Annotated in this window: 21 protein-coding genes and 1 riboswitch; of the genes, 16 read left to right on the top strand and 5 right to left on the bottom strand. The window is 59.4% G+C overall.

Annotation, left to right across the window (positions count from 1 at the left end; genetic code table 11):
* Positions 1 to 65: 65 nt before the first annotated feature.
* On the bottom strand, positions 66 to 1349 hold the full coding sequence (locus KGP25_RS06990) for a putative acyl-CoA thioester hydrolase (RefSeq protein ID WP_196346004.1): 1284 nt from the start codon (positions 1347 to 1349) through the stop codon (positions 66 to 68).
* 224 nt (positions 1350 to 1573) lie between these two features.
* Between KGP25_RS06990 and hutI the strand changes: the two genes are divergently transcribed.
* From hutI to hutH, 5 genes are all read left to right on the top strand, one after another.
* A complete protein-coding gene (gene hutI / locus KGP25_RS06995) occupies positions 1574 to 2797 on the top strand; it encodes an imidazolonepropionase (protein WP_048026987.1) in 1224 nt (407 codons plus the stop codon).
* A complete protein-coding gene (hutG, locus tag KGP25_RS07000; RefSeq protein WP_223540162.1) occupies positions 2794 to 3732 on the top strand; it encodes a formimidoylglutamase in 939 nt (312 codons plus the stop codon). The genes hutI and hutG overlap by 4 nt, the downstream gene beginning before the upstream one ends.
* A gap of 19 nt (positions 3733 to 3751) precedes the next feature.
* Positions 3752 to 4486, top strand: a complete 735-nt coding sequence (locus KGP25_RS07005) for a histidine utilization repressor (RefSeq protein WP_045909476.1) — start codon at positions 3752 to 3754, stop codon at positions 4484 to 4486.
* A gap of 126 nt (positions 4487 to 4612) precedes the next feature.
* Positions 4613 to 6301 carry a urocanate hydratase gene (gene hutU / locus KGP25_RS07010; RefSeq protein ID WP_223540163.1) on the top strand — a complete coding sequence of 563 codons (1689 nt, stop codon included), beginning with the start codon at positions 4613 to 4615 and terminating at the stop codon, positions 6299 to 6301.
* Positions 6298 to 7818 (top strand): histidine ammonia-lyase, encoded by a 1521-nt coding sequence (gene hutH / locus KGP25_RS07015; protein ID WP_032656312.1) that lies wholly within the window; start codon positions 6298 to 6300, stop codon positions 7816 to 7818. The genes hutU and hutH overlap by 4 nt, the downstream gene beginning before the upstream one ends.
* A gap of 85 nt (positions 7819 to 7903) precedes the next feature.
* Here hutH and KGP25_RS07020 read toward each other — a convergent pair whose 3' ends face one another.
* Complete coding sequence (locus tag KGP25_RS07020) at positions 7904 to 8380, bottom strand: kinase inhibitor (protein ID WP_024908770.1); 477 nt, start codon at positions 8378 to 8380, stop codon at positions 7904 to 7906.
* A gap of 48 nt (positions 8381 to 8428) precedes the next feature.
* Positions 8429 to 9736 (bottom strand): adenosylmethionine--8-amino-7-oxononanoate transaminase, encoded by a 1308-nt coding sequence (gene bioA / locus KGP25_RS07025; protein ID WP_048026991.1) that lies wholly within the window; start codon positions 9734 to 9736, stop codon positions 8429 to 8431.
* A gap of 68 nt (positions 9737 to 9804) precedes the next feature.
* On the opposite strand from bioA, the gene bioB reads away from it, so the two are divergent.
* The 4 genes from bioB to bioD are packed head-to-tail and all read left to right on the top strand — an operon-like array spanning position 9805 to position 13432.
* Complete coding sequence (gene bioB / locus KGP25_RS07030; protein ID WP_008501133.1) at positions 9805 to 10845, top strand: biotin synthase BioB; 1041 nt, start codon at positions 9805 to 9807, stop codon at positions 10843 to 10845.
* Positions 10842 to 11999 (top strand): 8-amino-7-oxononanoate synthase, encoded by a 1158-nt coding sequence (gene bioF / locus KGP25_RS07035; protein WP_223540164.1) that lies wholly within the window; start codon positions 10842 to 10844, stop codon positions 11997 to 11999. Before bioB ends, bioF begins: the two co-directional genes overlap by 4 nt.
* Positions 11983 to 12738 carry a malonyl-ACP O-methyltransferase BioC gene (gene bioC / locus KGP25_RS07040; protein WP_223540165.1) on the top strand — a complete coding sequence of 252 codons (756 nt, stop codon included), beginning with the start codon at positions 11983 to 11985 and terminating at the stop codon, positions 12736 to 12738. The genes bioF and bioC overlap by 17 nt, the downstream gene beginning before the upstream one ends.
* Positions 12731 to 13432, top strand: a complete 702-nt coding sequence (gene bioD, locus KGP25_RS07045; protein ID WP_048026995.1) for a dethiobiotin synthase — start codon at positions 12731 to 12733, stop codon at positions 13430 to 13432. Before bioC ends, bioD begins: the two co-directional genes overlap by 8 nt.
* Here the strand turns inward: bioD and KGP25_RS07050 are convergent.
* The gene (locus tag KGP25_RS07050) at positions 13395 to 14117 is read right to left on the bottom strand and encodes an ATP-binding cassette domain-containing protein (protein ID WP_223540166.1); all 723 of its coding nucleotides are present in this window, start codon (positions 14115 to 14117) and stop codon (positions 13395 to 13397) included. The two genes, bioD and KGP25_RS07050, sit on opposite strands and share 38 nt — an antisense overlap.
* A gap of 752 nt (positions 14118 to 14869) precedes the next feature.
* Between KGP25_RS07050 and uvrB the strand changes: the two genes are divergently transcribed.
* Positions 14870 to 16885 (top strand): excinuclease ABC subunit UvrB, encoded by a 2016-nt coding sequence (gene uvrB, locus KGP25_RS07055; protein ID WP_045909484.1) that lies wholly within the window; start codon positions 14870 to 14872, stop codon positions 16883 to 16885.
* A gap of 509 nt (positions 16886 to 17394) precedes the next feature.
* Here uvrB and yvcK read toward each other — a convergent pair.
* Positions 17395 to 18303 (bottom strand): uridine diphosphate-N-acetylglucosamine-binding protein YvcK, encoded by a 909-nt coding sequence (yvcK, locus tag KGP25_RS07060; RefSeq protein WP_028015643.1) that lies wholly within the window; start codon positions 18301 to 18303, stop codon positions 17395 to 17397.
* A 225-nt stretch (positions 18304 to 18528) separates the two neighbouring features.
* A riboswitch (molybdenum cofactor riboswitch) is annotated at positions 18529 to 18663 on the top strand.
* Between yvcK and moaA the strand changes: the two genes are divergently transcribed.
* The 6 genes from moaA to KGP25_RS07090 all read left to right on the top strand — a co-directional run bounded on the left by moaA (position 18651) and on the right by KGP25_RS07090 (position 22130).
* Positions 18651 to 19640, top strand: a complete 990-nt coding sequence (gene moaA / locus KGP25_RS07065; protein WP_053076358.1) for a GTP 3',8-cyclase MoaA — start codon at positions 18651 to 18653, stop codon at positions 19638 to 19640. (Overlaps the previous riboswitch by 13 nt.)
* A gap of 24 nt (positions 19641 to 19664) precedes the next feature.
* Complete coding sequence (gene moaB, locus KGP25_RS07070) at positions 19665 to 20177, top strand: molybdenum cofactor biosynthesis protein B (RefSeq protein ID WP_045403780.1); 513 nt, start codon at positions 19665 to 19667, stop codon at positions 20175 to 20177.
* Positions 20178 to 20180: 3 nt separating this feature from the next.
* Positions 20181 to 20666, top strand: coding sequence for a cyclic pyranopterin monophosphate synthase MoaC (gene moaC, locus KGP25_RS07075; RefSeq protein ID WP_023292962.1), 486 nt, complete (start codon positions 20181 to 20183; stop codon positions 20664 to 20666).
* On the top strand, positions 20659 to 20904 hold the full coding sequence (gene moaD / locus KGP25_RS07080) for a molybdopterin synthase sulfur carrier subunit (RefSeq protein ID WP_008501143.1): 246 nt from the start codon (positions 20659 to 20661) through the stop codon (positions 20902 to 20904). The genes moaC and moaD overlap by 8 nt, the downstream gene beginning before the upstream one ends.
* 1 nt (position 20905) lies before the next feature.
* The gene (gene moaE, locus KGP25_RS07085; RefSeq protein ID WP_039266008.1) at positions 20906 to 21358 is read left to right on the top strand and encodes a molybdopterin synthase catalytic subunit MoaE; all 453 of its coding nucleotides are present in this window, start codon (positions 20906 to 20908) and stop codon (positions 21356 to 21358) included.
* A gap of 64 nt (positions 21359 to 21422) precedes the next feature.
* A complete protein-coding gene (locus KGP25_RS07090; protein ID WP_069719576.1) occupies positions 21423 to 22130 on the top strand; it encodes a Bax inhibitor-1/YccA family protein in 708 nt (235 codons plus the stop codon).
* The last annotated feature ends 1 nt before the right edge of the window (position 22131 follow it).

Genomic DNA, 22131 nt, shown 5'->3' on the forward strand with positions numbered 1-22131 from the left:
GTTTACCGGGCCTACATAACCTGTAGGCCGGGTAAGGCGAAGCCGCCACCCGGCAAAAGGACTGCTTACTGCTTCGGCTCAGCAACCACTTTGCTACCCAGACCGCGGTTGTTGTACTCCCACATGCGGTTGAAGTTAGCGTCGTTCAGGTTACGCTGCACGTTCCCTTTATCGTCCACCGCACCGGTATTGCCGGAGAACGGACGTTTGGAGATCGCCGCATCCGCCCACGGCTTCGCCATGTTGAAGCCTTCGTTGATCACGCTGTCACGGATCACAACCTGACCGTTGGTCGCTGCGTCCACGTCCAGGGAGCGTCCCAGCTGCGCCACGCCGTCACCGGCAGCGTTGAAGCGGCTGTTCACGGCCAGGAAGCCGAAGAAGAGGTTCGACTGGGTTGCCGGAGCAAACACGTAACCTTCCTGCTGAGTGCGTGAGTTCACCACGCGGAAATCGGTGTTATCAAATACCACCGCGCCGCGGCCGGACACCAGATCCACATCACCTTCAACGTAGCTGTTGGTCACCAGCGTACGGGTCAGACGGTTATTCTGCAGCGTGTTCTGTACACCGCTGTTGGTCACGAAGAAGGTGTTCTGACGACCCAGAATGTTGACGTTGTTAATCTGCACTTTATCGCCATCGCTGCGCAGCGCGACGGCCTGGTGGTTACCGGCGTCAACGCTGTCACCCAGGGTATTCTGGATGGTCAGGTTCTGCAGCTGCAGACCGTTATTCTGGGACCAGAACACCGCAGAGCACATCACGCCAATGGTGGCGGCACGCTTGCTCTGGCAGTTATCAAACATGTACCACGCCGGTTTACCCGGCATATATTTACCGGCCGGGTTCACCAGGTGACGCCAGGTGTTGCTGTCGATTTCGGAATCAATCGCCAGGCCAATTTTTACGTCGATCGCTTTTTCGCCCAGACCGTAAAGCGTAATGCTGCCCGGTGCCGCCGGAACATACACGGTGCCTTCATATTCACCTGGCAGGATCGCGATGAACTGGCGAGATGCGCTGTGTTTCGTGATGGCAGCATCTACCGCAGCCTGAATCGAGGTATGCGTTACACCCTGCGCACCCGCCGGGCCAACCACGAAGTCAGGCTGTTTCGGCAGGTTAATCGAAGACGGGGTCCACGGCGCAGCGTTAGGATCCATCGACGAGAAGTAGTGCGCACGGTCGAAGTTCTTCGCTTCATCAGCGGACAAAATCGGGCGGGAGGCCGTACCGGGCGCGACCTGCTCAGAAGGCCGCTGATCCGGTGGGGTTGAACTGCATGCGGATAATGTCACGCCAAAGGCGAGTGCTAACGCCAGACGGGAAATCCTGGAAATGTTCAAGGTGAAGCTCCTGGGTATGCAAGTCTTTACGGGATAGACGAAATAGCCTGCTTTTTTATACTAAGTTGAGCGAAACGGGAAGATAAAAAGGGTAAAAGTTGCATTTTTAGCCCAGGGGCGGCGGGTAAGTGATCACAAATAAATAACATTTTCCGCAAAGTCGGTTGACAGCAGACAACAGATGAAAATAAATGTCTATACAACCTATGACAAGTGGAATGCCTATGCAGCAGATTCATCCCGACGATGTGATATGGCGAAATGCGCGACTGGCTACGATGGCGCCGGACGTCTGTGCGCCCTATGGACTGAAAGAGCAACATGCCCTGGTCGTACGCGGCCACACCCTTCTGGCCGTGATCCCTGAATCTGACATTCCGGCCGGACACCGTCACTGTGTCGATCTTCAGGGACGTCTGGTCACGCCGGGCCTGATTGACTGTCATACCCACCTGGTGTTTGGCGGCGATCGCGCGGCGGAGTGGGAGCAGCGTCTTAACGGTGTCTCTTATCAAACCATCAGCGCCCAGGGGGGCGGGATTAACGCGACCGTGACGGCGACGCGCAGCAGCTCGCCCGAAACCCTGCTTAAGCTGGCGCAGCAGCGGCTTCAACGTCTGATGAATGAAGGTGTCACCACGGTTGAAATCAAATCTGGATACGGTCTCAACGCCGAGGCCGAAGAGAAGATGCTGCAGGTCGCGCGCCAGCTGAGCCTCAATAATCCGGTTGATATCAGCCCAACGCTGCTGGCGGCTCATGCGGTTCCGCCGGAATACCGACAGGATCCGGATGCGTACCTCACGCTGGTCTGTGAGCAGATATTGCCCACGCTGTGGCAAAAAGAGTTATACGAATCAGTAGACGTGTTCTGCGAAAACGTCGGCTTTACCCCGTCGCAAACCGAGCGCCTCTTTAAGGCGGCGACCGCGCTCGGTATTCCGGTGAAAGGGCACGTCGAGCAGCTGTCGAATCAGGGCGGTGCGGCGCTGGTCAGCCGGTATAAGGGACTCTCCGCCGATCATATCGAATATCTTGACGACGCAGGCGTTCAGGCGATGGCGCAAAGCGGCACGGTTGCGGTCCTGTTGCCGGGTGCGTTCTATTTTCTGCAGGAGCGCCAGCGTCCGCCGGTGGAACAGCTCAGAAAACAGGGCGTGCCGATGGCGGTCGCCACCGACTATAACCCCGGTACCAGCCCGTTTGCCAGCCTGCACCTGGCGATGAACATGGCCTGCGTCCAGTTTGGCCTGACGCCAGAAGAGGCCTGGGCTGGCGTCACGCGGCATGCCGCGCAGGCGCTGGGCCGCGGGGAAACCCACGGACAGCTGCGGGCCGGGTTTGTCGCTGATTTCATCGTCTGGGATGCACACCATCCGGTAGAGATGGTCTACGAGCCGGGACGCAATCCGCTGTATCAACGTATTTTCCGTGGGGAGGCAGTATGAGGTTATGGCGGCCCGTAGCCGAATCGGTCTGGCAGGGGCGCGACGACAGCGCCGAGGCCAGCAACGCAACGCGCATTTTCCAGACGATACGGCAGCAGGGAGCGTTCAAGCCGCTATCATCCGGCATTGCGCTGATAGGCTTTGAATGTGATGCAGGCGTAAAACGCAATCAGGGCAGGCCCGGCGCCGTGCAGGCGCCTGATATGCTGCGAAAGGCGCTGGCGAATATGGCAAGCCATCAGGGACACGATCGGCTGGCGGATATGGGATCGGTCTACGTTGAAGGTGACGAGCTTGAGGCGGCACAGCAGACGTTAAGCGATGCCGTGACAGCCTGCCAGCGCTCCGGGATGCGCACGCTGGTCTTTGGCGGCGGACACGAAACCGCGTGGGCGCACGGTCGCGGCGTGCTGGACGCCTTCCCGAACGAGCGGGTTGTCATCATAAACCTTGATGCCCATCTCGATCTGCGCAAGGCAGAGCGGGCGACGTCCGGCACGCCGTTTCGCCAGCTGGCGCACTACTGCGATGAGCGCGGGCGGGCATTTCAGTACGCCTGCTTTGGCGTGAGCCGGGCGGCGAACACGCAGGCGTTGTGGGATGAGGCTGAACGCCTGAACGTCACGCTGGTGGAAGATCTCCATTTCAGGCGCGATGCACTGTCTGCGCTGGAAAGTGTGCTGGCGCAGGCCGATCGCGTCTACCTGACGATCGATCTTGACGTGCTGCCCGCCAGCGAGATGCCTGCCGTTTCCGCTCCGGCTGCGTTAGGCATACCGGCACTGGATCTCCTCCCCGTCATCGAACATATCTGCCGTAGCGGTAAGCTCCAGGCCGCCGATCTGGTAGAGTTTAACCCACAGTACGATAGGGACGGGCAGGGCGCTAAGCTCGCCGCCCGCCTGGCCTGGCAAATTGCTCACTGGTGGGCATAACACTATTCAAGGAGTCACGATGTTTTCACGCTCACCCCTGCCGCAGTCGAGCTCTCCCGCACCTTTCTACGAAAAGGTGAAGCAGGCGATCAGCGAAAAAATCGCCACCGGCGTCTGGCGGCCGCACGACCGCATTCCCTCGGAGGCCGATCTGGTGGCGCAGTTTGGCTTTAGCCGGATGACCGTAAACCGGGCGCTGCGCGAGCTGACCGACGAAGGGCTTCTGGTGCGCCTGCAGGGCGTCGGGACGTTTGTGGCGGAACCGAAAGGGCAATCCGCCCTGTTTGAGATCCGCAGTATTGCAGACGAAATTGCCGCGCGTAATCATCAGCACCGCTGTGAGGTGCTGGTGCTCGAAGAGACCCAGGCCAGCGCCGAGCAGGCGGTAGAGCTGAACGTCAAAGAAGGCAGCCGCATCTTCCACTCCGTGATGGTGCATTTCGAAAACGACATTCCGGTGCAGATTGAAGATCGCTGCGTTAACGCCGAACGGATACCGGACTATCTGAACCAGGATTACACCCACACCACGCCGCATGCCTATCTGTCGCTTGTCGCACCGCTGACGGAAGGGGAGCACATTGTGGAAGCCGTGCGCGCCACGCCGCAGGAGTGCGAGCGGCTGCGCATTAAAGAGCACGACCCGTGCCTGCTGATCCGTCGTCGAACCTGGTCCTCGTCGCACATTGTGTCGCATGCCCGGCTGCTTTTCCCGGGTAACCGTTACCGGCTGCAGGGCCACTTTATGTCATAAGTTTTATAAGCGTGATCGCTAACGCAATATAACAAAATTGTATCTTTTTTGTTAAATCCGACCTTGTGTGTGCTTGTCTATACAAGTATATCTAAATGCATCATCTGTCCCGTATAGGAGCACACAATGTCGTCAGGTAAATACCGCCAGCAGGACGTCCGCGCCGCGCGCGGCACCACCCTTACCGCCAAAAGCTGGCTCACCGAAGCCCCGCTGCGCATGTTGATGAACAACCTCGATCCTGAGGTGGCGGAAAACCCCCACGAGCTGGTGGTCTACGGCGGCATAGGCCGCGCTGCGCGCAACTGGGAATGCTATGACGCAATTGTAAAATCCCTGACCGAACTCGAACACGACGAAACCCTGCTGGTGCAGTCCGGCAAGCCGGTGGGCGTGTTTAAAACGCACAAAAACGCCCCGCGCGTGCTGATTGCCAACTCTAACCTCGTGCCGCACTGGGCAACGTGGGAACACTTCAACGAACTGGACGCGAAAGGGCTGGCGATGTATGGCCAGATGACCGCCGGGAGCTGGATCTACATCGGCAGCCAGGGGATCGTGCAGGGCACCTACGAAACCTTCGTGGAAGCCGGTCGCCAGCACTACAACGGCTCGCTGAAAGGCCGCTGGGTATTGACCGCCGGTCTGGGCGGTATGGGCGGCGCGCAACCGCTGGCCGCCACGCTGGCCGGCGCGTGTTCCCTGAACATTGAGTGCCAGCAGAGCCGCATTGATTTCCGTCTGCGTACCCGCTACGTCGATGAACAGGCGACCAGCCTGGACGATGCGCTGGCGCGCATCAAAAAATACACGTCCGAAGGCAAAGCGGTGTCGATTGCCCTGTGCGCAAATGCGGCGGACATTCTTCCAGAACTCGTCGCCCGCGGCGTGCGTCCGGATCTGGTCACCGACCAGACCAGCGCCCATGACCCGTTGCACGGTTACCTGCCAAAAGGCTGGACGTGGGAAGCCTACCAGCAAAAAGCGGAGACCGATCCGGAAGGCACGGTGCTTGCCGCGAAACGCTCCATGGCGGAACACGTATCCGCCATGCTGGCCTTCAGCCAGATGGGTATTCCGACCTTTGATTACGGCAACAACATTCGCCAGATGGCGAAAGAGATGGGCGTGAATAACGCCTTCGACTTCCCCGGCTTCGTCCCGGCCTATATCCGCCCGCTGTTCTGCCGCGGCATCGGGCCGTTCCGCTGGGTTGCCCTGTCCGGTGACCCGGAGGACATCTACAAAACCGACGCCAAAGTGAAGGAGATCGTCGCCGATGACGAACACCTGCACCACTGGCTGGACATGGCCCGCGAGCGCATTAACTTCCAGGGTCTGCCAGCGCGTATCTGCTGGGTAGGGCTGGAGTGGCGTCAAAAACTCGGCCTCGCCTTTAACGAAATGGTGCGCAGCGGTGAAGTTTCCGCGCCGATCGTCATTGGCCGCGACCACCTGGACTCCGGCTCCGTCGCCAGCCCGAACCGCGAAACCGAAGCCATGCGCGACGGCTCGGACGCGGTCTCCGACTGGCCGTTGCTGAATGCCCTGCTGAATACCGCCAGCGGCGCGACCTGGGTGTCGCTGCACCACGGCGGCGGCGTGGGGATGGGCTTCTCCCAGCATTCCGGGATGGTTATTGTCTGTGACGGAACGGATGAAGCCGCCGCGCGTATCGCTCGCGTGCTCCACAACGACCCGGCCACCGGCGTGATGCGTCACGCGGATGCGGGTTACGAGATTGCCATTGACTGTGCCAAAGAGCAGGGCCTTAACCTGCCGATGATCCCTGCCACACAAGGAAAGCATGAATGAACGCATTAACCCTCACTCCCGGCTCACTGACGCTCAAACAGCTGCGTAACGTCTGGCGTCAGCCGGTCACCCTTTCGCTGGATGAAAGCGCCCACGCCGCCATTAACGACAGCGTGGCCTGCGTTGAAGCCATCGTTGCCGAAGGGCGCACGGCTTACGGGATTAATACCGGCTTTGGGCTGCTGGCGCAGACCCGCATCGCGACGCACGATCTGGAAAACCTGCAGCGTTCGCTGGTGCTGTCGCACGCGGCGGGCGTCGGCCAGCCGCTTGACGATGAGATTGTCCGTCTGATGATGGTGCTCAAAATCAACAGCCTGGCGCGCGGTTTCTCCGGCATCCGCCTGAGCGTGATCCAGGCGCTGATGGCGCTGGTTAATGCGGAAGTCTATCCGTGGATCCCGGCGAAGGGTTCCGTCGGGGCCTCCGGCGATCTCGCACCGCTGGCGCACATGTCGCTGCTGCTGCTGGGTGAAGGCAAAGCGCGCTGGCAGGGCGAGTGGCTTCCGGCGAAAGAGGCGCTGAAAAAGGCTGGCTTAACGCCGATCACGCTGGCGGCGAAAGAGGGGCTGGCGCTGCTGAACGGCACCCAGGCGTCGACCGCCTTCGCGCTGCGCGGCCTGTTTGAAGCGGAAGATCTGTTTGCCTCGGCGGTAGTGTGCGGTGCGCTAACCACCGAAGCGGTGCTGGGCTCGCGTCGCCCGTTCGATGCCCGCATCCACGAGGTGCGCGGTCAGCGCGGGCAAATTGATGCCGCCGCGATGTACCGTCACGTGCTTACCGACACCAGCGAAATTGCCGATTCACACCACAACTGTGAGAAGGTGCAGGATCCGTATTCCCTGCGCTGCCAGCCGCAGGTGATGGGCGCGTGCCTGACGCAACTGCGCCAGGCGGCGGAGGTGCTGCTGGTGGAGGCCAACGCGGTGTCCGATAACCCGCTGGTGTTCGCTCAGGAAAACGAGGTGGTCTCCGGCGGTAACTTCCACGCCGAGCCTGTGGCAATGGCGGCGGATAATATCGCCCTGGCGATTGCCGAAGTCGGCGCGTTGTCCGAGCGCCGCATCGCGCTGATGATGGATAAACACATGTCCCAGTTGCCACCGTTCCTGGTGCGTAACGGCGGGGTCAACTCGGGCTTTATGATTGCTCAGGTGACGGCCGCAGCGCTGGCAAGCGAGAACAAGGCGCTGTCGCATCCGCACAGCGTGGACAGCCTGCCAACCTCGGCGAATCAGGAAGATCACGTTTCGATGGCACCAGCTGCCGGGCGTCGTCTCTGGGAAATGGCCTCCAACACCCGCGGTGTGCTGGCGGTGGAATGGCTGGCGGCGAGTCAGGGTATCGATCTGCGTGAAGGGCTCAAATCCAGCCCGCTGCTGGAGCAGGCGCGTCAGGTGCTGCGCGAGCACGTCACCCATTACGACGACGACCGCTTCTTTGCCCCGGATATTGATAAGGCGATGCAGCTTCTGGAAGAAGGGCGGCTGGTGGGGCTGTTACCTTCGGTGCTGTGATTTTTTTGCCCGGTGGCGCTGCGCTTACCGGGCCTACGAGTGCGAAATCCAGGCCGGGTAAGGCGTAGCCGCCACCCGGCTTTTTTTACGAATACATCGCCGTAATCGACGCGCTGCCAAGCGTATGGAAATGCACGTTAAACCCGACCATTGCGCCGCTCGCGCCTTCATCGACCTCAATCTTCTCCACATCCAGCGCGTGCACCGTGAAGATATAGCGGTGGGTTTCCCCTTTTGGCGGTGCCGCGCCGCCGTAGCCCGCTTTACCGAAGTCAGTACGCGTCTGAATGGCACCTTCAGGCAGGGCAACCAGGTCTGAACCGGAACCCTGCGGTAGTACGCGCGTGTCGGCAGGGAGGTTCGCCACAATCCAGTGCCACCAGCCTGAGCCAGTTGGCGCATCCGGGTCGTAGCAGGTCACGACAAAGCTTTTGGTGCCTGCCGGAACCTCGTCCCACGCCAGGTGCGGGGAGATATTGTCTCCCTGATACCCCATGCCGTTAAAAACGTGACGTTCCGGCAGTTTTTCACCGTCGCGCAGATCTTTACTGATGATTTTCATACGGTTTACCCTCGTTGATCGCTCGTTCAGCAAGTGTAATGCATAGGGTTAAATCGTGAAATGCGCGGGAATGTTAACGGCTGTTACGACCGCGTCGGTTAATTTACGCAGTTGCTCCGGCGTAATGCTGTACGGCGGCATCAGGTAGATAAGCTTGCCGAAAGGCCGTACCCACACGCCCTGATCCACGAAGAAACGCTGCAGCGCCGCCATATTCACCGGATGGGTGGTTTCAATCACCCCGATGGCGCCCAGCACGCGCACGTCCGCCACGAAATTCGCCCCCGAGGCGGCGCTCAGTTCCGCTTTCAGCTGCGCTTCAATCGCCGCAACCTGCGTCTGCCACTCGCCGCTCGCCAGAATCGCCAGGCTTTCACTCGCCACGGCGCAGGCCAGGGGGTTGCCCATAAACGTCGGACCGTGCATAAAGCAGCCTGCTTCGCCGTCGCTGATGGTGTCGGCGACCTGGCGGGTCGTGAGCGTGGCGGAGAGCGTCATGGTGCCGCCCGTCAGCGCTTTGCCGAGGCACAGAATATCCGGGGCGATACCCGCATGTTCGCAGGCAAACAGCTTGCCGGTGCGGCCAAAGCCGGTGGCGATCTCATCGGCAATCAGCAGAATGCCCTCGCGGTCGCACATCCTGCGAATACGCCTCAGCCATTCCGGATGGTACATCCGCATTCCGCCCGCGCCCTGCACGATCGGTTCAAGAATGACGGCAGCAATCTCGTGACGATGTGCCGCCATCAGCCGCGCGAAGCCGACCATGTCCATCTCGTTCCACTCGCCGTCGAAGCGGCTCTGCGGCGCAGGGGCGAACAGGTTTTCCGGCAGATACCCCTTCCACAGGCTGTGCATGGAGTTATCCGGATCGCACACCGACATCGCCCCGAAGGTATCCCCGTGATAGCCGTTGCGGAAGGTGAGGAAACGCTGGCGCGTTTCGCCCTTCGCGTGCCAGTACTGCAGCGCCATTTTCATCGCCACTTCCACCGCCACGGAGCCGGAATCCGCCAGGAATACGCACTCCAGCGAGTCAGGCGTCATCGCTACCAGACGGCGGCATAAATCCACCGCGGGCTGATGGGTGATCCCGCCAAACATCACGTGCGACATCTGGTCAATCTGGGCCTTCATCGCCGCATTCAGGCGCGGGTGGTTGTACCCATGAATCGCCGCCCACCAGGAGGACATCCCGTCAACGAGCCGCTCGCCGCTGGCGAGGTGCAGCTCGCAGCCGTGGGCGGAGGCCACCGGATAAACGGGAAGGGGGCGGGTCGTGGAGGTGTAAGGGTGCCAGATATGCTGCTTGTCGAAGGCGAGATCGTCCTGGGTCATAATCGACTTGTAAACCATTTTGAAAAGTTTTAGGTTTACGAGTATAAACCGAACCGAAAATTAACAAAACCCTTTGGAGAAGCCCGATGGCTCACCACGCACGCTGGACGATGTCGCAAGTTACTGAATTATTCAACAAACCTTTCCTTGAGCTGATGTTCGAAGCCCAACAGGTGCATCGTCAGCATTTCGATCCCCGCCATGTTCAGGTCAGCACGCTGCTGTCGATCAAGACCGGCGCCTGCCCCGAAGACTGCAAATATTGCCCGCAGAGCGCGCGCTACAAAACCGGTCTGGAGTCAGAGCGCCTGATGGAGGTCGAGCAGGTCCTCGACTCCGCGCGCAAGGCGAAAAACGCTGGCTCAACCCGCTTCTGCATGGGCGCGGCGTGGAAGAACCCGCACGATCGCGACATGCCGTACCTGGAGCAGATGGTTAAGGGCGTGAAGGAGATGGGCCTCGAAGCCTGCATGACCCTCGGTACGCTCAACGAAGAGCAGGCGCAGCGCCTCTCGGCCGCGGGGCTGGATTACTACAACCACAACCTCGACACCTCGCCGGAATTTTACGGCAATATCATCACCACGCGTACCTACCAGGAGCGTCTGGATACGCTGGATAAAGTGCGTGACGCGGGGATCAAGGTCTGTTCTGGCGGCATCGTGGGCTTAGGCGAAACGGTGAAAGACCGCGCGGGCCTGCTGCTGCAGCTGGCGAACCTGCCGACCCCGCCGGAAAGCGTGCCAATCAACATGCTGGTGAAGGTCAAGGGCACGCCGCTGGCGGATAACGAGGACGTGGATGCGTTTGATTTTATCCGCACCATCGCGGTGGCGCGTATCATGATGCCAACGTCTTACGTTCGCCTCTCAGCGGGCCGCGAGCAGATGAACGAGCAGACCCAGGCGATGTGCTTTATGGCCGGCGCCAACTCCATCTTCTACGGCTGCAAGCTGCTGACCACGCCGAACCCGGAAGAGGACAAAGACGTTCAGCTGTTCCGCAAGCTGGGGCTGAACCCGCATCAGACCGAGGTGCTGACGGGTGATAACGAGCAACAGCAGCAGCTGGAGCAGCAGATTTTCAACGCCGACACCGACCAGTTCTACAACGCGGCAGCCGTATGACCTGGCAGGCACGTATCAACTCTGCGCTCGACGACCGTCGGGCGGCAGAGGCATTTCGCGTTCGCAGGGTGGTGGAAAACGGCGCGGGCCGTTTTCTTACCCGTGAAGGCCAGCGGTTCTGCAATTTCTCCAGCAACGACTATCTCGGGCTGAGCCAGCATCCGGCCATTATCCGCGCCTGGCAGCAGGGCGCGGAGCGGTTTGGCGTGGGCAGCGGCGGATCGGGACACGTCAGTGGATACACCACGGCGCATCAGGCGCTGGAAGAGGAACTGGCTGACTGGCTCGGCTACCCGCGCGCGCTGCTGTTTATCTCCGGCTTTGCCGCCAACCAGGCGGTCATCACGGCCCTGATGGGGAAGGTCGATCGCATTGTCGCCGATCGCTTAAGCCACGCCTCCCTGCTGGAGGCGGCAAATTTAAGCCCGGCGCAGCTGCGGCGTTTTGCCCATAACGATGCGGGACAGCTTGCTGCGCTGCTGGATAAACCCTGCGAAGGACAACAGCTGGCGGTCACGGAAGGGGTGTTCAGCATGGACGGCGACAGCGCGCCGCTTGCCGCGCTGCACGAGGCCGCAAAGCGGCAGCATGCCTGGCTGCTGGTGGACGATGCCCACGGCACTGGCGTGATGGGCGACGAAGGGCGCGGGAGCGCGTATCAGCAAAACGTGAAGCCGGAACTGCTGATTGTCACCTTCGGCAAAGGCTTTGGCGTTAGCGGTGCCGCCGTGCTGTGCAGCGAATCCGTCGCCGACTATCTGCTGCAGTTTGCCCGCCACCTGATTTACAGCACCAGCATGCCTCCGGCGCAGGCCGTGGCGCTGTCGTCTTCGCTGGCAGTCATCCGCAGCGCGGAAGGGGATGAGCGTCGCCAGCGGCTGGCAGAGCATATCGCCCGCTTCCGTCAGGGACTCGCGGCGCTGCCCTTCTGCAGCACCGATTCGCAGAGCGCTATCCAGCCGGTGATTGTCGGTGAAAATGCCCGCGCGCTGGCCCTGGCACAGGCGCTGCGCCTGCGCGGCATGTGGGTGACCGCCATCCGCCCGCCCACCGTCCCACCGGGCACGGCGCGGCTGCGCTTAACCCTGACGGCGGCGCATGAACGACAGGATATTGAGACGTTGCTGGAGGTGCTCCATGATGCCGGTGAATAAGCAGGCCATCGCGGCGGCATTTGGCCGCGCCGCGCAGAGCTATTCGCAGCATGATGAGCTGCAGCGTCTGAGCGCGCAGGGGCTTCTGGCCGCCCTTGGCGAGAACGGTTTTCCACAGGTGCTGGACGCCGGCTGTGGTCCCGGCAGCAACAGCCGCTACTGGCGCGGAGCGGGAAGCCAGGTGACGGCAATCGATCTCTCAGCACAGATGCTGGAAGAGGCGCGTCAGCGGCAGGCAGCAGATCGTTATCTGCTGGCCGATATCGAGGCGATCCCGCTGGCGGACGCGCAGTTTGATCTGGTCTGGAGCCATCTGGCGGTTCAGTGGTGCAGCAGCCTGCCGCAGGCCTTGCGCGAGCTTTATCGCGTGGCGCGACCGGGCGGGAAGGTGGCGTTTACCACCTTGCTGGAAAGTTCGCTGCCGGAGCTGAATCAGGCCTGGCAGGCAGTTGATGAACAGCCGCATGCTAACCGGTTTTTATCGCATGAGCAGGTGACGCAGGCGCTGGCAGGCTGGCGCGCTCGCAGCGTGGTGCAGACCATCACGCTCAATTTTAGCGATGCGTTCAGCGCCATGCGTTCGCTGAAAGGCATAGGCGCCACGCACCTGCATACCGGACGCGAGAAAAAACCGCTCACCCGCGGTCAGCTGCAGCGTCTTGAGCTGGCCTGGCCGCAGCAGCGGGGTCAATTCCCGCTCTCCTATCAACTTTTTCATGGGATTATCGAACGTGACTGAACGTTATTTTGTCACCGGCACGGACACAGAAGTGGGCAAAACGGTGGCCAGCTCGGCGCTGCTGCAGGCGGCACGGCTGCTCGGGAAAAACACCGCCGGGTATAAGCCCGTGGCGTCCGGCAGCGAGATGACGGCGGAAGGGTTACGCAACACCGACGCGCTGGCGCTCCAGCGTAACAGCACGCGTGAACTCGCCTATTCCGCGGTGAATCCGTACACCTTTGCCGAGCCGACCTCGCCGCACATTATCAGCGCCGATGAAGGTCGTCCGATTGATTTCGCCGTGCTGTCTGCCGGACTGCGGACGCTGGAAAATCAGGCCGACTGGGTGCTGGTGGAAGGGGCTGGCGGCTGGTTTACGCCGCTTTCGGACACGCAGACGTTTGCTGACTGGGTGCAGGCCGAGCAGCTTCCGGTCATTCTTGTCGTCGGCGTCAAGCTGGGCTGCATCAATCACGCCATGTTGACCGCGCAGGCCGTACAGCAGGCCGGGCTGCGTCTGGCGGGCTGGATAGCCAACGACGTGGTTGCGCCGGGTAAACGACACCTGGAGTATCTGGCGACGCTCAGGCGCGTCCTGCCCGCGCCGTGCCTCGGGGAGATCCCATGGCTTGCTGACGGCGCGGAAAATGCCGAAACAGGACGTTATCTCGATCTCAGCGTTTTGCTTCCCGCGACATCCAGTGAGCGATAAGCTCATCATCCAGTTCGGTAACGTGGCCCTGCGCCACGTTACGCCCGCGATAGAGCATACAGAAACGGTCCGCCACCCGACGGATAAACGACAGCTGCTGCTCCGCTAACAGCACCGTCATCCCTAACTCCCGGTTTAATCGCCCCAGCAGCTGCACCAGCTTCTGGGCAACGCTGTGCCCCGCGCCGTGCAGGGGGTCATCCAGGATCAGCAGGTGAGGGCGGTTGACCAGCGCATTAGCCAGCGCCAACTGATACTGGTCGTCCGGAGAGAGCGTGTTGGCGCGGGTTTGCCGCACCCCATAGAGCGCCGGAAACAAGTCGTAAACGTCATTTTTCGCCTCCGGGTTAGGTTTCCCCGTCGCCCGCATGGCGATATGCAGGTTCTCCTCAATCGTTAGCTGAGAGAAGATCCGCCTGTCCTGCGAGACATAGCCAATCCCCGGCCCGGAGCGCTGTTCTGACGGCGGGTGGAGCAAATCACGCGGCGGTGCGCCCGCCTCATACCAGATGATGCTGCCGCTTTCGACAGGCACTTTCCCGGCGATGCAATTCATGAGGGTGGTTTTCCCCATGCCCGGCAGACCAACGACGCCTGTACACATCCCTTGCGGAAAATCTAAATCCACATTCCATAGCGTATGTTGACTTCCGTAAAACTGATTCACTGCACGCAGACTCAACATCTTTCTCTCCTTAAAAATGTGTGTAGGTGTGGCTCGTGGATGAATCTGCAAAACCCCTGCCATAAAGCGGAAAGTGGTTAAAAAAGCGACTTTTTTAGGAATAAGTCACAGAAGCGCGGCGGATAAAAACCGGGCTTGCACATCGACGGTGCTGGTGGTGGTGAGTTGTGGTGCAGAGCCCGAAAGGGTGAAAATGTGAGCAAGATCGCATCGGTTGGTTATGAATGACGCAACTGTTAATCAGCAAAAAATAGCTATAAAAATTTTTTGCCGCCGTCTCGTGGGAAAATCCGGGAATTTGCGGAGCGCCAGTCTGTATGGGCTGGAAGCAGTTATCCACTATTCCTGTGGATAACCATGTGCATTAGAGTTAGAAAACACGCGATAAGCGAGAGAAGACGCGGCTTACGCCCAAATTGACGCGAAACGCGGCTTTAGAAAATATCGTTTAGTTTTTAATTGCTTAGATAAAAGCAATTCCCGTCATGAAAGTGTCACCGGTTGCCACAAAACTATCATTACCTGGCTTGACAAATGTTAAAAAAGAAAAAGTTCTGGGGATAACCTGACCTGACTGGTGTTTTATGTTGTCACAGTCCAAATTTTGGTCGCTATCGCGCTAATCATTCAGGCGCTACTCTAAATATCCTGACATGCTACTGGTTTTTCATCCAGTGTTTTTTACTGGCATTCCTGGCAACAAGGAGTAAAATTACTCACCTGCCGCTTATAACGTCATCAGGTTGTCGCCCATGAGTAAACCGTTCAAATTGAATTCTGCTTTCCGTCCATCTGGCGATCAGCCTGAGGCGATCCGTCGTCTGGAAGAGGGGCTGGAGGATGGGCTGGCGCACCAGACGCTGCTGGGGGTCACCGGCTCGGGTAAAACATTTACCATTGCCAACGTGATTGCGGATCTCCAGCGCCCAACGATGGTGCTGGCACCCAATAAAACCCTGGCGGCGCAGCTATACGGCGAGATGAAAGAGTTCTTCCCGGAAAACGCGGTAGAGTATTTCGTCTCCTACTACGATTACTACCAGCCTGAAGCCTATGTGCCGAGCTCTGACACCTTCATTGAGAAAGATGCCTCGGTGAACGAACACATCGAGCAGATGCGACTGTCGGCCACAAAGGCGCTTCTGGAGCGTCGCGATGTGATCGTCGTTGCCTCGGTTTCCGCGATCTACGGTCTGGGCGATCCGGATCTCTATCTCAAGATGATGTTGCACCTGACGCAGGGGATGATCATTGACCAGCGCGCGATTTTGCGTCGCCTGGCGGAGCTGCAGTACACCCGCAACGACCAGGCCTTCCAGCGCGGCACCTTCCGCGTGCGCGGTGAAGTGATCGACATCTTCCCGGCAGAATCGGACGATATGGCGCTGCGCGTCGAGCTGTTTGACGAAGAGGTTGAACGCCTGTCGCTCTTCGACCCGCTGACCGGACACGTTGAGTCGGTGATCCAGCGCTTCACCATCTACCCGAAAACGCACTACGTGACGCCGCGCGAGCGAATCGTGCAGGCGATGGAAGAGATCAAAGTGGAGCTGGCCGAGCGCCGCAAGGTGCTGCTGGCGAACAATAAGCTGCTGGAAGAGCAGCGCCTGAGTCAGCGTACCCAGTTCGACCTGGAGATGATGAACGAGCTGGGCTACTGCTCCGGCATTGAAAACTACTCCCGCTTCCTCTCCGGGCGCGGGCCGGGGGAGCCGCCACCGACGCTGTTTGATTACCTTCCGGCCGACGGTTTGCTGGTGATCGACGAATCCCACGTCACGATCCCGCAGATCGGCGGGATGTACCGTGGCGACCGGGCGCGTAAGGAGACGCTGGTGGAGTACGGTTTCCGCCTGCCGTCAGCGCTGGATAACCGTCCGATGAAGTTTGAAGAGTTTGAGGCGCTGGCGCCGCAAACCATCTACGTCTCGGCCACGCCGGGCAACTATGAGCTGGAAAAATCGGGCGATGAGGTGGTTGACCAGGTGGTTCGTCCGACCGGGCTGCTGGATCCGGTTATCGAGGTGCGTCCGGTGGCCACGCAGGTGGACGACCTGCTCTCAGAGATCCGCGCCCGTTCCGCCATCAACGAGCGCGTGCTGGTGACCACGCTCACCAAGCGTATGGCGGAAGACCTGACCGAGTATCTTGAAGAGCACGGTGAGAAGGTGCGTTATCTGCACTCGGATATCGATACCGTGGAGCGCATGGAGATTATCCGCGACCTACGTCTGGGCGAGTTTGACGTGCTGGTAGGGATTAACCTGCTGCGAGAAGGTCTCGATATGCCGGAGGTCTCGCTGGTGGCGATTCTGGATGCGGACAAAGAGGGCTTCCTGCGTTCCGAGCGTTCGCTGATTCAGACCATTGGCCGCGCCGCGCGTAACGTCAACGGTAAAGCGATTTTGTACGGTGACAAAATTACCCCGTCGATGGCGAAGGCGATTGGTGAGACGGAGCGCCGCCGCGAGAAACAGCAGCGTTACAACGAAGAACACGGCATTACCCCGCAGGGGCTGAACAAGAAGGTGGTGGATATTCTGGCGCTGGGTCAGAACATCGCCAAAACCAAAGCGAAAGGCCGCGGCAAGGCGCGTTCAGTGGTGGAAGAAGATACCGTCGTGCTGACGCCAAAAGCGCTGCAGCAGAAAATCCACGAGCTGGAAGGGCAGATGATGCAGCACGCGCAGAACCTGGAGTTCGAAGAGGCGGCGCAGATCCGCGACCAGCTTCATCAACTGCGGGATCTGTTTATCGCGGCGTCGTGAGTAAAGCGTTGTTTTCTCCCTCTCCCCGTGGGTTGAGGAATCCCCACAAATTATTGCGAGCACTGAACAATCCCCTCGCCCCTTTGGGGAGAGGGTTAGGGTGAGGGGAACATACGGCAGCGGTGGTCATTCCGTTCACTTTATGTTCCTTGCTACTCTGTGATTCCTATACCGGTGAACGTGCCAGGGCGGCTCAGTCGCCGCCGCCCTGGCGACCCGGGCTCCCGGCGGTAAATCGCCGCTTCGCGGTGCCCTCGGCTTATTCCTTCCGGCTTGTCGGGTACGGGCGGAGGCAACGTCCATGTAAAGCCCGCCCTCTCGGCGCATCCCTGCGCCTCGCCCCGGCCTGCAGGAAACGCCTCAGCGATTTACAGCCGGACCAGGGCGTCGCTGCAAGCCGTTCATTTTTCTGAAGCAACATTCATCGCTTCGTGTAGAGAAATTACAGGGGGTTCCTCAGCTCCGTGGGAGAGGGCCGGGGTGAGGGCATCAGGCCTCACAAAACGAATCTAACCCAGCGCCTGAATCGCCTTCTCCAGCGCCTCGCGCAGCAGATGGCGGTCGTGGCGATACTTGATGTCTGAGGCCTCCAGCGGCTCCTGCACCACCAGGCGATCGCCGATACCGGATACATCCACCTTCGGCCCCACCACCACGCCGTCAATGATCTTCTTTCCGACGTAATGCTCCATCAAATTGAGTTTATCCGACAGCGACAGGCTTGCGGCTGCCGGGCTCAGCTCACGTCCGAGGTTACCGATGTAAACCATTGGCGCAGGGGTGCGACGCAGCGCCTGCGCCAGCTCTTTCACCAGCAGGATCGGCATCAGGCTGGTGTAAAAGCTGCCCGGGCCGATCAGGATAAGATCCGCTTCCCCGATTGCCTCTACCGCTTCACGCGTGGCGGGCACACTCGGATAGGTCATTAACTCCGTTGGCGGCAGAAGGAGCTGGTCAATATTCACCTCGCCATAAACTTCATGCCCTTCGGCGTCGATGGCCATCAAGTCAACCGGTTGTTCAGACATGGGGATCAGGAATGCGTCCACTTTGAGCAGATTACGGATCAGATTGATGGCTTCGAGAGGCCTTACGCTCAGGTGATCCAGCGCCTTTAACATCAGATTTCCGAGGTTATGTCCGGAAAGTTCGCCATTGCCGCCAAAACGGTACTCAAACATCGCCGACGCGACGCTCGGCTCGGTAATTAACTGGTTCAGGCAGTTGCGCATATCGCCCCAGGCAATGCCGCCTTCGGCACGTCTGATCCGCCCGGTTGAGCCGCCGTTGTCGGTGGTGGTCACTATCCCTGTCAGCCTTGAGCCGAGTGACGACAATGAGGACATGACGCGGCCCAGGCCGTGGCCTCCGCCAAGAGCGACCACTCGGTCAAGATCCGCAAAAGTGCGATTGCGCATACGTATTCCTTATCACGTTCGATCGCGTAACAGTAACCTAACTACCCCTAAAAGACGATGCCTCACCCGATGCAAAATGACGTATATCAATGTGAAAGTGCGATTTTTAGGTATTCTGTAGCGAAAATGGGCGAATGATTCGCTATATACGTAATTATATAGCGAAAAGCGACAATGGCGCTGTCCGAATTTCCGCGCTACTATCGCCCTAACCACGTTTTCAACATTGAAAACATACACTCTAGCCCTTGTGCCTGTGTCGAAAGATATGGCGCTCTGGCCGTGGCGAATTTGCCACCAGGGTACAGAAAGAAATGACTGTGCCTCCCGTATCTGGAAAGGTGTACATGGCTTCACAACTTACTGATGCTTTCGCGCGTAAGTTTTATTACTTACGTCTGTCGATTACCGATGTGTGCAATTTCCGTTGCACCTACTGCCTGCCTGACGGCTACAAACCGGGCAGCGTCACCAATAACGGCTTTCTCTCCGTGGATGAAGTGCGCCGCGTCACGCGCGCCTTCTCTGAGCTCGGCACCGAAAAAGTGCGCCTTACCGGCGGTGAACCCTCGCTGCGCCGCGATTTCCCCGACATCATTGCCGCCGTGCGTGAAAACGAACGTATCCGCCAGATTGCGGTGACCACCAACGGTTACCGTATGGCGCGCGACGTAGCCACCTGGCGCGATGCGGGCTTAACCGCTATTAACGTCAGCGTGGACAGTCTGGACGCCCGCCAGTTTCACGCCATTACCGGCCAGGATAAATTCCAGCAGGTCATGGACGGTATCGATGCGGCATTTGCGGCCGGCTTCGAAAAAGTCAAAGTCAACACGGTGCTGATGCGTGATGTAAACCATCACCAGCTCGATACCTTCCTGGCGTGGATCAAAACCCGCCCCATTCAGCTGCGTTTTATTGAGCTGATGGAAACCGGCGAGGGCAGCGAGCTGTTTCGCCGCCATCACATCTCCGGCATGGTGCTACGCGACGAACTGCTCAGGCGCGGCTGGATCCACCAGATCCGCCAGCGCAGCGACGGTCCGGCGCAGGTCTTCTGCCATCCTGATTATGAAGGCGAGATCGGGCTTATCATGCCTTACGAGAAAGACTTCTGCGCCAGCTGCAACCGCCTGCGCGTCTCTTCCGTGGGCAAACTCCATCTCTGCCTGTTCGGCGACGGCGGCGTGGACCTTCGCGATCTGCTGGAAGACGATGCGCAGCAGGACGCGCTTGAAGCGCGCATTTCTGAAGCACTGACGCATAAAAAACAGACCCACTTCCTGCATCAGGGCAATACCGGCATTACTCAGAACCTGTCTTACATTGGCGGGTAACCAGTCTTAAGAAGGAATCAGAAGATGAGTCAGGTCAGCGCAGAATTTATCCCGACACGCATTGCGATCCTTACCGTTTCCGACCGCCGTGGCGAAGAGGATGATACCTCCGGCCACTGGCTGCGGGAGGCGGCCCATGACGCGGGGCATAACATTGTTGATAAAGCGATCGTGAAGGAGAACCGCTACGCCATTCGCGCGCAGGTCTCGCAGTGGATCGCCAGTGATGAGGTGCAGGTGGTGCTGATCACCGGCGGCACCGGCTTTACAGCGGGCGATCAGGCGCCTGAAGCGCTGCTCCCGCTGTTCGACCGCGAGGTGGAAGGCTTCGGCGAGGTGTTCCGCATGCTCTCCTTTGAAGAGATTGGCACCTCCACGCTGCAGTCGCGCGCCGTTGCCGGGGTGGCGAACAAAACCCTGATTTTCGCCATGCCGGGCTCGACGAAAGCCTGCCGAACCGCGTGGGAAAACATCATCGCCCCGCAGCTGGATGCCCGTACCCGTCCGTGTAATTTCCATCCCCATTTAAAGAAATAAGCTATGTCACAACTGACCCACATTAACGCCGCTGGCGAAGCGCATATGGTTGACGTCTCCGCCAAAGCGGAAACGGTGCGCGAGGCGCGCGCCGAAGCGTTCGTCACCATGCTGCCGGAAACGCTGGCGATGATTATCGACGGCAGCCATCACAAGGGTGATGTCTTTGCCACCGCGCGCATCGCGGGTATTCAGGCCGCCAAGCGCACCTGGGATCTCATCCCGCTGTGCCATCCGCTGATGCTGAGCAAGGTGGAGGTGAACCTGCAGGCCCAGCCGGAGCAGAGTCGCGTGCGCATTGAGTCACTCTGCCGCTTAACCGGCAAAACCGGCGTGGAGATGGAGGCGCTGACGGCGGCCTCCGTTGCCGCGCTGACCATCTACGACATGTGCAAAGCGGTGCAGAAAGATATGGTGATTGGCCCGGTTCGCCTGCTGGCAAAAAGCGGCGGCAAATCCGGTGATTTTAAGGTGGACAGCCATGATTAAGGTGCTCTTTTTTGCGCAGGTGCGCGAGCTGGTGAATACCGACAGCCTGACGCTGGATGCCTCTTTTGAAAACGTTGCGGCCCTGCGCGCGCATCTGGCGGCACAGAGCGACCGCTGGGCGCTGGCGCTGGATGAAGGCAAGCTGCTGGCCGCCGTTAACCAGACGCTGGTGGAGCTTACCCATCCGCTGAAGGCCGGGGATGAAGTGGCCTTCTTCCCGCCAGTCACAGGGGGCTAAGATGTCTGAAACCCGCATTCTGGTGAGCCCCGAGCGATTTAACGTGGGGACCGAATACAGCTGGCTGGCGGAACGCGATGAAGACGGCGCGGTCGTGACCTTTACCGGCAAGGTGCGCAACCACAACCTTGGTGACAGCGTGAAGGCGCTGACGCTGGAGCATTATCCCGGCATGACGGAAAAATCGCTGGCGGAGATAGTGGACGAGGCGCGGGACCGCTGGCCGCTCGGGCGCGTCACGGTGATTCACCGCATCGGTGAGATGTGGCCTGGCGAGGAGATTGTCTTTGTCGGGGTGACCAGCGCCCACCGCGGCAGCGCGTTTGCGGCAGGGGAGTTCATTATGGATTACCTCAAAACCAAAGCGCCGTTCTGGAAGCGCGAAGCCACGCCGGAAGGCGATCGCTGGGTAGAATCTCGCGATAGCGATAAACAGGCCGCCAGCCGTTGGTAGTCGGTTTACGTGGATGTGTTACTCTTAACGAGTGTGTCTACTTAATCTTAATCAGGAGTGAATCATGGACCGATTTCCGCGTTCCGATTCAATAGTACAGCAGACCCGTAGCGGCCTGCAGACGTATATGGCTCAGGTGTACGGCTGGATGACGGTTGGCCTGCTGCTTACCGCGTTTATCGCGTGGTATGCGGCGAATACGCCGGAGCTGATGATGTTTATCTTCTCCAGCAAAATCACCTTCTTTGGGCTGATCATCGCGCAGCTGGCGCTGGTGTTTGTGCTTTCGGGTCTGGTGCACAAGCTGAGTGCCGGCATGGCAACGACCCTGTTTATGCTCTATTCGGCGCTAACGGGGCTGACGCTTTCCAGCATCTTTATCGTTTACACCTACTCATCCATCGCCAGCACCTTCGTGGTCACCGGCGGGATGTTTGGTGCGATGAGCCTGTACGGTTACACCACGAAGCGCGATCTGAGCGGCTTCGGCAGCATGCTGTTTATGGGGCTGATTGGGATTGTGCTGGCGTCACTGGTGAACCTGTGGCTGAAGAGCGAAGCGCTGATGTGGGCCGTGACCTATATCGGGGTGGTGCTCTTTGTCGGGTTGACGGCTTATGACACGCAGAAGCTGAAAAACATCGGCGAGCAGATCGACGTGCGCGACAGTTCAAACCTGCGCAAATATTCGATTCTGGGCGCGCTGACGCTCTATCTGGACTTCATCAACCTGTTCCTGATGCTGCTGCGAATTCTTGGCAACCGTCGTTAAG

The sequence above is a fragment of the Enterobacter sp. JBIWA003 genome, from assembly GCF_019968825.1.
Taxonomy (GTDB): Bacteria; Pseudomonadota; Gammaproteobacteria; order Enterobacterales; family Enterobacteriaceae; genus Enterobacter; species Enterobacter quasiroggenkampii.